This is a genomic window from Koromonas humicola, from assembly GCF_059726255.1.
Genome location: NZ_AP040873.1, coordinates 2,868,087 through 2,881,549, shown reverse-complemented (window position 1 = coordinate 2,881,549; position 13,463 = coordinate 2,868,087). Strand labels below are relative to the sequence as shown.

The window sequence follows — 13,463 nt, the reverse complement described above, 5'->3', positions numbered from 1 at the left end:
ATTCAACTTTCCTTCGAGCTAATTGCTCGTATCCGCATCATCGTCGCCGTCGAGATCATCGAGGGCGTCGAAATTCTGCAGCATATCTGAATGATTATCAAGATATTGCAAATCGGCCACAGCGGTTCCGGTCGGCACGATCTTTTGGACCGTTGCGTTCTGTGGCGGATTCTCGCTGTTGCGCATAAAGCGTCCGGCTTGATAGAGGCCGATGCCGAGCACAAGGCTCAAGGCAGCAGCCATGCTGATGGCAGGACGACGGAGCCACTGCAACCATCCAGAAGGTGCTTTCTGCTGCTCTTCGCGCAATCGGGCCTGCATGCGGACATCCCAGTAAGCGGAGGGCTCGGGTGCTTCCCACTCATCGAGCAGGTGCATGGTCGAGCGCAACGCTTCGAGGGTGTCGGTGCATTCGCGGCAAGTGGCGAGATGAGCTTCGACCTCAGGCGGTGCCGGGTTTGTGCCCAGTGCAACGTCAGGCAGTTGATCGTGAATACTTCTGCAATTCATGGCGGCCTCTATACGAAATCTTTCAAGCTTTCGCGTAGCGTTTCATAGGCGCGGAAGAGAAGACTCTTCGTGGCAGACTCACTGAGGTGCAGCACCTCGGCTATCTGCCGGTAATCCATTTCCTGGTACTTGTGCATCATCACTGCAAGCCGTTGGCGCTCCGGCAGTGCCTCGACGTGTTTACGGATCGCCCGAAGGCGTTCCTGACGCAATATGTCTTGCTCGATGTTAGGCCGGTTGTCGGCAACATCAATGGACAGGCCGGTATCCTCATCAGTCTCATCGAGGCTGGCCTTTACTTCGGGACGTTCGTTCTTGTTGTCGCGCGCGTGGTTGACGGCCAAGTTGGTCGCGATCCGATAGAGCCAGGTCGTGAATTTGGCATCAGCCGAGTAGCTTGAACGCGAGCGATAGACGCGCAGAAAGACTTCCTGCGCCAACTCCTCGGCAATCGCGGCGTTATGAACCATGCGGAACATAAAGCCGATCATCGCTTTGCGATAGCGATCAACGAGGTAGTTGAAAGCGGCATCATCGCCGTCCCGAACCCTGAGCATGACCTGGGCGTCGTCCATTTGCGAGAGAGAAGCGGGATCGCTGTAGCGAAGCTGCTGCTCATCACGGACATTGCCCGAGGTGGGATACGCACCGCCAATGGCCATGCTACTCATGTCATTTGGAACACGGGGTGGGTCCGAAAGTTGCGGGGCATTTTCGGATTCAGGTGCCGGTTGTTCGGGGGCCGGGTTTTTAGGTTTGCCGCGGTTCCAGAGCATTCGAGTGGGTCTTACTTGGCTATTATGCCCGAACGGCAGGAAACTTGCCTTCGGAAACTCACAGGGGCGGTTTTGCCAAATCGGGCGGGTTTGCTACAATCCGATGTGAGCAGTAGATGGGCGCTTAACTCAGCGGTAGAGTGTCACCTTCACACGGTGGAAGTCGTAGGTTCGAATCCTACAGCGCCCACCACTCCCACCCCGGTAGAGTGGTTCACAGATTCACCTTAGGCACGTACCTCAGAGGAACGGACAACAATTTCAGTTCCTTAGCGACGCGTACCGCGATTTTGGCATCTTTAAAGGATGTTGGTTGGCAGCCGTAAAAAACAGCCAATTATCCACAACCGAAGGTAACATTCGGCTTGCTCATTCCAAGGAGCGTTAAGTAGTATCCGGGTATCCTTTCCGGGTTAAGTAACTTAATCTGGGTTAGCGGCTGCTGATCCAAGCCATAGCCGCAACACTTAGAAACAAAACACATCCAGACGGCGCCAAAACAAACCGTAATACCATCGTGTGCCGCTGACGAGTTCGAAGCTGAAACTAGAGAAGCCTGAAAATATGAATAGTGGATCGAACCATCCCGCTCCCAATGGCGGGAGAGGACGCAAGCGGCGTCGTGGACGTCGCAGTGGTCAGGGTGCGGGAGCGCAAACCGCATCGCAGAACGCAAACCCAGTCCAGAGCGAATCAGGGCAGTCCAACCAAGGCCAGCCCCATGCTTCTCATAAGCCAGCGCAACAAGGGAAGCAAGCAATGAAAAGACAGTTCAAATCAAAGCCACAGCCGCGCAAGCGGTTTGCCGAGCCCAACGGGAACAGCAATGGAAACGGGAACGGCAACAAGCACGCGTTTCGGTCGGTGGTGAATCACAAGACTCCGGATGCGAGCATATATAGCGCTCCGATGGACCACTCGTACCGCACGCTTCAGCGTGATAACAGCAACGGACGACTTGGGTACGAAGCTGTGCCAGTCGGGGAGAACACCGTGTCGCGTCCGATCTTTGCGTTCGTCGATGACCTTTTCTTCATGGCGAAAATTCAGGAAACGGCCCGCAAGCTGAATGTGAAAGTGAACTTCGTGAAGAGCGACAAGGAAGTGCTTGAGCACGTCGCGAACACCGAAGAAAAGCCTGCGCTGATCATCGTCGACCTGAACCATCACACGCTGAAACCGCTGACCTTGATTTCGAAGCTGAAGACAAAGTTCAAGAAAGAAACGAACATTATCGGCTTCCTGTCGCATCTGCAAGGCGAGCTGAAGATGAAAGCTCAAGAGTCAGGCTGCGATATGGTACTGCCGCGTTCGGCGTTTTCGCAGAACTTGCCGCAATTGCTGCGACGCCATGCGACGAGCGAAGCTGAGCTTCAGGAATACTAGACAGTTCTAAACGCTGATCCTCCGGTTGCGCCGGAAGGGTAGCGCAGCTTGGCGGCAACCAGTCGCAGTATTCTCGTATCCAAGCGGGAGAGAGCGCGTGTGCACAGCGCTATTTCCCGAAATGTCTTTCTCCCGCGTTTACGAAGAAAATGAAGTGGGGCCGGAACTACGCAGACTATATGCGGAGATCCGGACAAACTTCGACCTTCCGTTTGTACCGAGTCTTTTTAAAACTCTCACAGTTGTGCCGCCTTATCTGAAGAAGATGTGGCGAGATCTTGGTCCAGTAGCGGCGTCGCGCGAATTCTGCGCAGCATCGGCTACGCTCGACGATTTCGTGCGTACGCAGGCGATGGTCGGGTCATGGAAATTGCGCGACCAAGAGCGAATGCTGGCCGAGCAGAAGATTGCTACCGACGATATGCCGGTGCTTGCCGGAGTGGTCGGGATCTTCGTGCGCACATTGCCGAGACTGTTGCTGTTTGCGCAACTGATGCGGTTGGGTTTGGAAGGCGGACAGCGGGGAAGAATCACTTCGGGCAAGCAGGCTCCCGCCCTTTCACGACTCATCACGCTGCATGTTCCTAACGAACGCGATGCGGGATTACGCGTGTGGCTCATCTATGCCGATATTCGGCGCACGATGAAGACCAAGCGAGTGATGAGCCTGTTTCGGGCGCTATCGCCGTTCCCGAGCTATCTGGCTTCGGCATGGGTGGACTCGAAGGGCGTGCTCGGGGATAGACAATTTCAGATGGCGAGCGAGGCGGTTTCGAATCGCGCAAGGTCGCTGCTGCACGGAATTCCTGTCGGCGACCACAGACCATTTCTCGACGAATTGACTCCGGATCAGGCGCGAGATGTGCGGGAAGCCGTGGACGAATTCGTGAGAACCGTTCCATCACTGGCGTTGCTTTCGGTCGTGTGGCGCAGGTCTTTTTACGATTCGAGGACGGTGAGAGCGGCGTAGGCTTTCTTCTCGACAGCATGGAATCGAACGTTGCGGGTGACCTTGGGCGGCGGTGGAGACTGGTGCGGTGGTAGGGATCCTTCGCCTGCGGCTCAGGATGACTTCGTAAGATCAAAAACAACTGCAAGAGCAAGTCAAAAACCCCACCCTAAACTCGAAAGGAACGAGTTTAGGATGGGGCACCCTCGTGTTCTTTTCACTTGATTAGCCTGGAGGCCAGGTGAGGTCGCGTCCACCAAGAAGGTGCAGGTGTAGGTGGAAGACCGATTGTCCAGCGCGTGGGCCGACGTTGAGCACCGTGCGGTAGCCGTCTTCGATATTGCGCTCGCGAGCGATCTTGACAGCAACAAGATTGCAATAGCCGATGATCTCGGCATCTTCGGGAGTTGCTTCCTTCAATCCAGCAAAGTGCCGCTTGGGGATGATGAGAACGTGCGTCGGCGCGGCAGGTTTGATGTCCTCGAACACATAGACTTTGTCGTCTTCGTACACCTTCTTCGAGGGGATCTTGCCAGCGATGATCTGACAAAACAGGCAGTCGTTCATGGGAGAAATCTACCACAAAAGGCAAAGTCAGAAGCCCCACTGAACGAAAAGAGCGTTGAGTGGGCCACCTGTGCGGCATATTGGTGAGGTAGGGATCCTTCGCTGCGCTCAGGATGACACAACTTATGAGTCGAGTTGTTAGTCGAGGCGGACCATGAAGACGGCGCCTTCGTCGACCTGGGTGTGGGCATAGACGTCGCGGGTTTTTTCTTTATCGTCCTGCGGCATGCGGATACGGACCCAGTAGCCGGTAGGGCCCTTGAACTGGAGCACCTGTGCGTCGGGGTAGCGGTGCATTAGGTGCTGCTTCAGGTGAATGGCGGCTGACTGGGTTTGAAAGGCTCCGATCTGGACGCACCAGCGTCCACCTTTCTCGATGGGGCGCGGGGCTTCAAGCACATCGAGGCGAACGCGGGCAGTGCCGGGCAGGTACACGTTTACGGCTTTGGCGGCGGCGACCGATAGATCAATGATGCGATCAGAGACGAAAGGGCCGCGGTCGGTGATGCGGACTACGGTCGAGATGTTCTTGTCGAGGTTGACGACGCGCACGATGGAGTTGAGGGGAAGGGTATTGTGAGCGGCGGTCATCTCGTACTGGTTATAGATTTCGCCGTTGGCTGCCTTTTTATTGTGGTAGTTGGGGCCGTACCAGCTTGCGTAGCCTATTTCGGTCCAGATGACCTTGGCATTGGGGTCCACGTGGATGCCGGGAGCCGAGCGCAACGGGGCGCTATCGCGAGCAAGTTTGTCGTCGGACTTAGATTTTTTGGACGACTTCTCGGTCGAGATGGACGGGGTGGGGGGAACGTTGCGCGCAGTCTGCTTCTTGCCGCCGCATCCTACGGCGAGCAGGGCAAGTGTGAACAGCACGGAGTACACGATCGCCAAACGCAGGCGATAAGCATTGGAAACAAAGATGTTCTGCGACACAGCGGTATCCACGGCAGTTTGATTCTGCAGCCTGGGGCGCGGGTGGTCAATAAAGTGGAACACCGATGGTCAATGGTGAATTGGGGATTGCGGGTGAGCAGAAGTTAGGCGGAGTTTGTTGCTACCGCGCATATGCCGACAGAAGGCATACGTAAGTACCAATGTGTCGGCATTTCAGGCACGCATCGGACTGCTTGTACAAAAATCTCCCAGCCACCATCGGCGTGCATGAGCGCTAGCACCCAGAGTTGGAACGGCGCCAACTCTGGGCCACCTTCGCTTTTCGTTTTATGCGGGGAGCATGGGGTACTCGGGATCGAGTGGCATGACGATCCAGAGAACCAGGTAGGCGAGCAGGCCGGTTCCGCCGAGCAGAACGCAAAGAAGCCATACAGCACGGACCAACGTAGGGTCGAGGTCGAAATAGCGGGCCACTCCAGCACAGACTCCGGCGATTTTCTTATCGGAGCTGAAGCGGGCAAAACGGCGGGTCACAGCCGGGGGTGGCAGAGGCGGCAGCGGGGCCTGACGCGTTCCGCAGAACTGGCAGAAAGCTGCGCCTTCACCAAGATTCTTGCCGCAGTTTGAGCAGTACATGGCTTCTCCCTTGATTGCTGGACAGATATATAGGTTGTGCACTCCAGCAAGCTTTCAGGAGATGATACGCGAATTTGGGAGTGGCAGTTCCATGGGGCGGAGGGGCGGAGATGATGGGGAAGATGTCTGCTTTCAAGCGGTTAAGGTGTGATCGTGGTCACCGCTTGATGTGATAATTCGCAGGTCAACCGCTTAATCCAGCAGTTCGTGGAATAGGAATTGGGTATCTAGAGTGAGCGCTCTAGGATGAAGCTGTCGATCTGTAGCACTGCTTTGAGAGCAGGGCAGATCTGTTCCAGGAAATTACACAGAGAGCAGAGGAGACAGCGGTTCATGCATAAGCCGATCAAGTATGTAGAAAAGGCTTTCACGTATGTTGCGAAGGGTGCGTGGGTGGTCTTTGACAAGCTGAACAGCATCAACCCCAATCCTTCGGTTACGCCTCGGTGGGCGGATAAGCCGCTGCTGAAGTCCTACCAGAAGACAAAGCCGCCACTGGGATGGCCGCGAACCACGGATTCACTGTGTCCGAAGTGCGTGCCGGAAATAAGACAGCAGATTGTGGATGGCAAGCTGCCGTACGAGATTCTGCTGAACGAGAAGGTTGGCGAGATCAAGGCACAAATCATCGAGCGCGACGGGCAAATCCTGATGGTGAAGGACTGCCCGAAGCATGGCCACTTCGAAGATTTGATGGCGATGGATGTGGATTTCTTCCGGCATTTGGAAGAGTCGTTTCCGGGCCGCGACATGCGCGCGCACAACGACGAAAAGCTGCACAACCACGGCACTTCGACGGTGAAGTATGGACGTGGTTCGGTGCTGACGATCGATTTGACGAACCGCTGCAACATGATGTGCGATCCGTGCTTCATGGACGCGAACCAGGTGGGCTTTGTGCATGAGCTCTCGTGGGAAGAAATCAAAAAGCTGCTGGACGATGCCATCACGATCAAGCCGAAGCGACAGATGAGCGTGCAGTTCTCTGGCGGCGAGCCTACGCTGTCTCCGTACTTCCTGGACGCGGTGTCGTATGCGCGCAAGGTGGGATTCAACTCGGTGCAGGCGGCGACAAACGGCATCGAGTTTGCAAAGTCTCCGGAGTTTGCGAGGAAAGCAGCGGAAGCCGGGCTTCGGTATGCGTATTTGCAGTTTGACGGCATTGGTAATGCGGCAAACTCGCATCGCGCGGTAGGGAATTTGTTTGACGTGAAGCTGAGGGCGATTGAAAACCTGCACAACGCGGGCGTCGAGATCGTTCCGGTGACGACGATTGTCAACGGCGTGAACAACGAGCAGGTGGGGCACATCATTCAGTTTGCGCTGGATAATCCGAAGAAGATTTCGTTCCTGTCGTTCCAGCCGGTATCGTTTACGGGACGCGACGAAGGGATCACGGAGGAGCGGCGGTTGGCGCAGCGGTACACGTTGAGCCATCTGGCGCATGACGTGAAAGGCCAGACGGGGTTGGGTGAACCCGCAAGAGACTGGTTCCCGATTTCGTTCATGGGCACGTTCAGTGATTGGGCCGACGTGGTGCACGGCGGACAAAAGGATTGGGGATCGCTGAACTGCGGATGCCATCCGAACTGCGGCGTGGGCATGGCGCTGATGATCGACAAGGAAACGAAGGAAGCGGTGCCGGTCACGAAATTCATCCACGCCGACCAGGTTGCGAAGGACGTAGCGAAGGTTAGCGACGGCGCGCGCAGCCCGTTCTGGTCGAATTTGGGCATGGCGCTCGCGCTGGCGCGGAACTACGATCCGTTCCAGTCGCCGACGCACTTCAAGTTTACCGACCTGCTGAAGAAGTTTGATAAGACGTTTGCGGCTACGAAGAAGGCTGAGGCCAAGTACGGTAAGTCGAGTCCGGATCGCACGCTTGAGGACGTGAAGAAGCGCAGGGCGGATCGCTGGAACTTCCTGTTCATCGCGGGAATGTGGTTCCAGGATCTGTTCAACTACGACTTCAGGCGCACGGAGCAGTGCATTATTCCGTACGCGACGCAGGAAGGCGAAATTAGCTTCTGCGCGTACAACACGGGTGTGGGCTGGAGAAACATCATCGAAAAGATGCACATGACGGCCACGCTGACGAAGTGGTACGAGGAGCATGGACGGCATGAGATTTTCGCAGGCGGCAAGAAGGTGGGTCTGGAAAGTACGGAACACTCGCTGGCGCTAAACGAAGAGCACGTGCACGCCGGTCGCAATACGACTTTGGATAAGCTGGGCGTGGCGAAGACCGCTAGGGAAGAGAAGATGCGGGCGCGCGATGCCAAGCTGAAGCAGGAAGCCGAAAACGCAAAGATGATGGCTCTGTACAAACAGCACGTTTTGGGCGAGAAGGCTCCGGAGGTAGGTGGATTCGTTTCGCTTGACGCGCTCGGCAAGCCTGCGGTGAAGAAGGAAGAGAAGACTGAGGAAGTGATGGGCGATTAGTAAGAGCTCAAGTCTAATAAGAACCGCCGGAGGATGACTCCGGCGGTTTTGTTTTGCGCTGATCTATACTCCCTGATTACGCGAGGAGGACTGATGAGAGTGATGATCGCATGCGTGCGAGTTCTGCTGACAACCGCGGTGGTGGTTTATGCGCTAATCATCATTCTGGCGATTTATTCGGATCGCGTCATCTTTCAGCCGCATGTGGCGGGGTACTCGATGGCGGCGCTGGAGCGGGTGCCGAACCTCGAAGCAAAAAAATGTCCGCCGAGCGTCGGCGGACGAAACGTCGTTTAGGAGGAGGAACCTACGAAGCCTGGTCGAATGTCATCGACTCAGCCATATGTTCGTATTCGCTCTGGCGGGCATTAAGTTCCACTTCTTTTGCAGAAATTTCAGAATTTAATTTTGCGAGCTGATCTTCCTGCTGGTTGAGGCCGGAAACGTAGCGCTGGAGGAGTGCTCTTTCCTCGGTGCTGCCCTTGAGGGACTTCATATTTTCCCGGATACGGGCCTGCTCGCGGTTTATGCGCTCGACCTGGTTGCGGCGATCTTCAAGCTGGCGCTGGATGGCGGCGATTTCGCCCTTCTTGGCGAGAAGCTTGCGAAGAGAGGATTCGACGTCGGGCTGGACGTTTCCGGATTTGAGAATAAAGAGGATGGTGTTGTCGTCGAGGTTGGTCAGGGCGTAGGTGGTTTGCTGCGGGTAGTATTCGGCGACAACCAGTTTCTGGCTGGTCGAAGGAGCGACTTTGACGCGGAAGCGGTGATAGGAGTTCGAGGACTCTTCGGGTTTGAGATCGGCATTCAGGAAGTGCCAGCCGGAGCGGGCGGGGTGTTCGATGACGACGTTGCGGTCAATGGTGTCGGAGTTGGAGACGGTGTAGGTGCGGGTTTCGCGGAGTTCGCGGGTGAGATAGAGGATGCCGCGAGCGGCGCGGAGCCGGGTGTAGGGACGCTGCTCGGATGCGCCTTCGGACTTGATGCGAATGGCGGTGTCGGCAGCGTAGGAGAGAAGGCGGCGCTCGTTGGGGTGGACTTCGGTGAGAAGGCCCTCTCCGGCGAAGGCTCCGCCCTCGACGATGTTGAAGCTGCCGGCATCGAGGGTGAGGCCGCTGGAGTTGGTGAGCCAGAGGGCACGAACTGGAGTGTGGTCGTTGGCGTTCCAGAGAGTGACCTTTTCGGCATCGACACGGGCTTGGACGATGGGAACGAGGGCAGACTGGTTCTGAAGGACTGTCACGTTCTGCTTGATGGCGTACTCGAACATGTCGCCGAGGGCTTCGCCGGAAGCGGTGGAATCGACGGACTGCGCATAGGCTTCGGTGTCCGTAGTAGCTGCCAAAATCGCGTTTCGCTCGAGGCGGTCGTAATGACTTGCACCAGGCTTGCCTAGAACACCACCAACCACACCACCTGCCGAGCCACTTGATTTGTCCTTTCTGTCAGGCGTCACTATTTTGGGGACGGCGGCTGGTGCGTTCAAGGCTTCCGATTGTTGAGGTTCCAACGAACCTTCATGGGTTTGCGGGGTGAGTTGGGCCGTTTTGGGGAGTTCGACGGTGGGACGGCGGACATAGTAGGGCTGAGAGATTTGCTGGACGAAGGATTGAGGCGCTCCGGCGACGAGGGAGAGTTGGACGTTGCGCCAATCTTCGCCGACGGTGTTATCGACCACGGCCCAGCCTTGCAGCAGGGGCTTGCCGTTTGCATTCTGCGGGAGGACGATGCGGTAGGTCGATTTCCAGACGGGGACTTCGCTGATATAGCTGACGACAACATCGCGGGGGCCGTCGCCGGTGGTGGAGATGGTCATGCGGCGGACATCTTTATCGCGGGCGCTGGCGAGCAGAGACATGTAGCGTCCGACTTCGCGGTTCATGTCGCCTTCGAGGATGCGGACGGAGGTGGCGGGCGTCAGGTCGAAGGTGCGGAGCTCTCCGGAGTCGGAGATGAGCGAGAGCTGCGAAATCTTGATCTCGTTACCTTCTTTATCGGTCCGCGTGACCTCTTCGATGGAAAGGAGGCGTCCGGTGGCGGAGGAGGCAGAGGCGTGGACCTCGACGCGAGCGCCGCGAAGGGCTTTGAGGAATCCGTCGCGGTCGGTGTCGCCATCGAGCGGGAGGCGCAGGTTGCTGAGGCGCTGGCTGAGGGGGGCGATGGAGTTGTAACGGACGCCGCCGACGTGTCCGCCACTGAGATCGACGACGGTAAGGGACTTGAGGACGTCGTTGAGTTGGGCGGTGGTGAATCGGATGTTCAGTTCCTGACTGCCGGTGACGTGGCCCTGATGTTCGAAGTAGCCGACACCGTTTTTGTAGAGGACGACGCGGTGGATGGGAAGCTCGGTGGCTTCTGAGGCTTCGGCATGAGATGGGGGCTTCACGGTAGGCTTCGCCGACTTTGCAGCGGGTTGAGCGATAGCGGACGTGAGCAGAGCGAGTAGGGCCAGGGGCAGGGTAACAAGCGATCGTCTCATGCAGTCTCCTTGGATCGGGTTAATCCTATGACCAGGGAGCGTTCAGGGCGAAGAGAAAATGCTGGCGATGAACGCATCCTGGATACTCAAACTTTCTGCTGCTGAAAGGTATGACCCCGAAGGCGTTCGTTAGGTTCCTGAAATCGCCACTCAATGCTCAGAATTGCGATTCGCTGAAAAGTGACCTCACTGAAGGAAGTGACCGCTGCCACTGTGCCGGGTTCAACGCAACATGCACACTGGTTACACGCGGGAGTATATCTACTACCCACTAATTCAAGTAGAGCGGAGACAAGCCTTGAGCACCCCATTTGCATCGGCGAAACGGCCGGATTTTAAGATTTTGCAACCTGAAAAGACGCTGACTGGTGGTGCAATTCAGAAGTTGCAGAAGGGGTTACCAAAGACGACGACCTCGCTCTGCCCGGAATGCGAGCCCGTGCAGAAGATCCCGGCGCGCATTTTCGAAGAGAACGGCAAGGTCATGATGGAAAAGACCTGCCCGGTACACGGCGACTTCAAGGATTGCGTGTACTCGGATGTTGCTCTCTATCTGAAGATGGAAGAGTGGGAGTTCGGCGATAACGCGGGATTGAGCAATCCGGCAGTGGACAATGGCGCTGAGGCTTCGTGCCCGGATGATTGCGGACTGTGCTCGCTGCACACTTCGCACAGCGCACTGGCGAACGTTGACCTGACGAACCGCTGCAATCTGACCTGCCCGGTATGCTTCGCCAACGCGAACGCCGCAGGTTACCTGTACGAGCCGGATATGGAGCAGGTGCGCACGATGTTGATGGCGCTGCGCAACGAGCGTCCGGTGGATGGCCGCGTGGTTCAGTTCTCAGGCGGCGAGCCGACGATTCACCCGAAATTCATTGAAATCCTGGCAATGGCCAAAGAAATGGGTTTCACCCACCTGCAGGCCGCAACGAACGGCATCATGATCGGCAGCAGCCTGGAGTTCGCGCAGAAGTGCAAGGAAGCCGGACTGGCGACACTGTATCTGCAGTTTGATGGCGTCAGCGACGACGTTTACATGAAGACTCGCGGCGAGGCGCTGCTGGATAAGAAGCTGGCCTGCATTGAAAACTGCCGCAAGGCGGGAATGAAGATCGTCTTCGTGCCGACGATTGTGAAGGGCTTGAACGATCACCAGTTGGGCGACATTCTGCGGCTGGCGATCGAAAACGTCGACACGGTGAGCGGTATCAGCTTCCAGCCGGTGGCGTTTACGGGCCGTATCTCGAAGAAGGAACTTGAAGCAAAGCGCTTCACTCTGACCGATCTAGCGCACTCTCTGAGCGATCAGACGGGGATGTTCGATAAGTATAACGACTGGTTCCCGCTGACCGCGGTTGTGCCTTTCAGCAGACTGATTGCGGCGGTTGAACAGCGCGGCGTGCCAACGATTTCAAGCCACCCGCACTGCTCGCTCGGGACCTACATGTTCGTCGATGAAAAGTCGAAGAAGGCTGTTCCGGTTACGCAGTTTGTGGACATTCCCTCGATGCTGCAGGATATCGAAGAACTGTCGCGCAAGAAGTTCACCGGCCTTGCCAAGTACTACAACGGCGCAAAGGGCTGGATGGATCTGAAGAAGCACTTCAAGGCCGAGCTCGCACCTCCGGGATTGACCTTTGAGAAGTTCCTCAACACGATCCAGGGCATGACGAACAAGAAGCTGGGCCGCGACGGTATGGACGGCACGTTCACCTACCGCACACTGCTGGTTGCCGGAATGCACTTCCAGGACAACTACAACTACGATGTGGAGCGCGTGAAGCGCTGCGTGATTCACTACGCTGCGCCGGACGGCAAGCTGTATCCGTTCTGCACGTACAACTCGGGCCCGACCTACCGCGAAAAGATCGAAAAGAAATTCTCGATTCCTTTCGAAGAGCAGTTGGATCGGTTTGAGTTTGTCCAGATCGATAAGTAGGTTTCAAGGTTTCAAAGAGAGAGCCCGCCGGTTGGCGGGCTCTTTTTCTTGCTGCAGAACTGATTTACTTGCCCTTGATGCCGAGGAGTTCGATTTCGAAGATCAGGGTAGAGTTGGGGCCGATGTCGGGACCGGCGCCGCGCTCACCGTAGGCTAGTTCGGAGGGAATGAAGACCTGGTACTTGGAGCCGACCGGCATCTGCTGAAGGATTTCGGTCCATCCCTTGATGACGCCATTCACGGGGAAGGTGGCGGCCTGTCCGCGCTTGTAGGAGCTGTCGAATTCCTTGCCGTTGATCAGGGTGCCGCGATAGTTGCACTCGACAGTGTCGGTGGCGGAGGGCTTGGGGCCCGTGCCTTCTTTTTCGACCTTATACTGCAGGCCGTCGGGGAGCGTCTTTACGCCGGGCTTGGTTTTGTTGGCGGCGAGGAACGCTTCGCCTTCCTTTTTGTTGGTGTCACCGGCTGACTTCATCTTTGTCTCCTGCTTGGCGTGTGCGTCTTGTTGAAGTTTGGCGAGGGCGGTGCGAGCTTCGTCGTCGGTCAATAGCACCTTGCCGCCGCTGAGTGTGTCTTGCATGCCGCGGGTCACCATGGCCGGATCGACATCCATCCCGTCCCGCTCAAGAGTACGGCCGACGCTCATACCCACGGCATAGCTGGCCTTGTCTTTGTCAGACAGGGTGCTGGAAGGTGTGGCTGCGGGCGCATTAGCGGCGGGTGTCTGTTGGGCGATGGCGCTGACAGCAAACGTCATGCTGGCAGTAAGTAAGAGAACCGCGGTTGAATTTATTTTCATACAAAGCATCAGAACACAAAGCCTCTTGTGGAGCAAAGTTGGTTGATGGTGGACAGCTTCGGGCAATCAGCGCTTGTTACAAT

12 protein-coding genes and 1 tRNA gene are annotated in these 13,463 nt (G+C 56.6%); 6 read left to right on the top strand and 7 right to left on the bottom strand.

Translation table 11 applies throughout. From position 1 onward, the window contains the following. Nucleotides 1-18 precede the first annotated feature (18 nt). Entirely contained in the window at nt 19-510 is a 492-nt protein-coding gene (locus AC6IZD_RS12505; RefSeq protein WP_497783649.1) for an anti-sigma factor family protein, read from the bottom strand. A gap of 8 nt (nt 511-518) precedes the next feature. Next, nucleotides 519-1,286, bottom strand: coding sequence for an RNA polymerase sigma factor (locus tag AC6IZD_RS12500; RefSeq protein WP_497783648.1), 768 nt, complete (start codon nt 1,284-1,286; stop codon nt 519-521). Between the two features lie 118 nt (nt 1,287-1,404). Between AC6IZD_RS12500 and AC6IZD_RS12495 the strand changes: the two genes are divergently transcribed. The 3 genes from AC6IZD_RS12495 (at nt 1,405) to AC6IZD_RS12485 (ending at nt 3,642) form a co-directional block, all read left to right on the top strand. Next, nucleotides 1,405-1,479, top strand: a tRNA-Val gene (locus tag AC6IZD_RS12495). Between the two features lie 566 nt (nt 1,480-2,045). Next, nucleotides 2,046-2,672 carry a hypothetical protein gene (locus AC6IZD_RS12490; RefSeq protein WP_497783647.1) on the top strand — a complete coding sequence of 209 codons (627 nt, stop codon included), beginning with the start codon at nt 2,046-2,048 and terminating at the stop codon, nt 2,670-2,672. A gap of 97 nt (nt 2,673-2,769) precedes the next feature. After that, nucleotides 2,770-3,642: a halocarboxylic acid dehydrogenase DehI family protein gene (locus tag AC6IZD_RS12485; RefSeq protein WP_497783646.1), complete on the top strand. Its 873-nt coding sequence runs from the start codon at nt 2,770-2,772 to the stop codon at nt 3,640-3,642. 204 nt (nt 3,643-3,846) lie between these two features. Here the strand turns inward: AC6IZD_RS12485 and AC6IZD_RS12480 are convergent, their stop codons facing one another. The 3 genes from AC6IZD_RS12480 to AC6IZD_RS12470 all read right to left on the bottom strand — a co-directional run bounded on the left by AC6IZD_RS12480 (nt 3,847) and on the right by AC6IZD_RS12470 (nt 5,718). Further along, nucleotides 3,847-4,188, bottom strand: coding sequence for a histidine triad nucleotide-binding protein (locus AC6IZD_RS12480; RefSeq protein WP_497783645.1), 342 nt, complete (start codon nt 4,186-4,188; stop codon nt 3,847-3,849). Nucleotides 4,189-4,326: 138 nt separating this feature from the next. Then, nucleotides 4,327-5,121, bottom strand: coding sequence for a septal ring lytic transglycosylase RlpA family protein (locus tag AC6IZD_RS12475; RefSeq protein WP_497783644.1), 795 nt, complete (start codon nt 5,119-5,121; stop codon nt 4,327-4,329). Nucleotides 5,122-5,409: 288 nt separating this feature from the next. Beyond that, nucleotides 5,410-5,718, bottom strand: a complete 309-nt coding sequence (locus AC6IZD_RS12470; protein ID WP_497783643.1) for a PspC domain-containing protein — start codon at nt 5,716-5,718, stop codon at nt 5,410-5,412. Nucleotides 5,719-6,051: 333 nt separating this feature from the next. On the opposite strand from AC6IZD_RS12470, the gene AC6IZD_RS12465 reads away from it, so the two are divergent. After that, a complete protein-coding gene (locus AC6IZD_RS12465; RefSeq protein WP_497783642.1) occupies nt 6,052-8,160 on the top strand; it encodes a radical SAM protein in 2,109 nt (702 codons plus the stop codon). Nucleotides 8,161-8,253: 93 nt separating this feature from the next. After that, complete coding sequence (locus AC6IZD_RS12460) at nt 8,254-8,457, top strand: hypothetical protein (RefSeq protein ID WP_497783641.1); 204 nt, start codon at nt 8,254-8,256, stop codon at nt 8,455-8,457. Nucleotides 8,458-8,467: 10 nt separating this feature from the next. On the opposite strand, the gene AC6IZD_RS12455 is transcribed toward AC6IZD_RS12460, so the two are convergent. Further along, nucleotides 8,468-10,639 carry a hypothetical protein gene (locus AC6IZD_RS12455; protein WP_497783640.1) on the bottom strand — a complete coding sequence of 724 codons (2,172 nt, stop codon included), beginning with the start codon at nt 10,637-10,639 and terminating at the stop codon, nt 8,468-8,470. A gap of 298 nt (nt 10,640-10,937) precedes the next feature. Between AC6IZD_RS12455 and tes the strand changes: the two genes are divergently transcribed. Next, nucleotides 10,938-12,581, top strand: coding sequence for a tetraether lipid synthase Tes (gene tes / locus AC6IZD_RS12450; RefSeq protein ID WP_497783639.1), 1,644 nt, complete (start codon nt 10,938-10,940; stop codon nt 12,579-12,581). Between the two features lie 64 nt (nt 12,582-12,645). Here the strand turns inward: tes and bamJ are convergent, their stop codons facing one another. Then, nucleotides 12,646-13,380, bottom strand: a complete 735-nt coding sequence (gene bamJ / locus AC6IZD_RS12445; protein WP_497783638.1) for a BamJ family beta-barrel-assembly machinery protein — start codon at nt 13,378-13,380, stop codon at nt 12,646-12,648. Between the last annotated feature and the right edge of the window lie 83 nt (nt 13,381-13,463).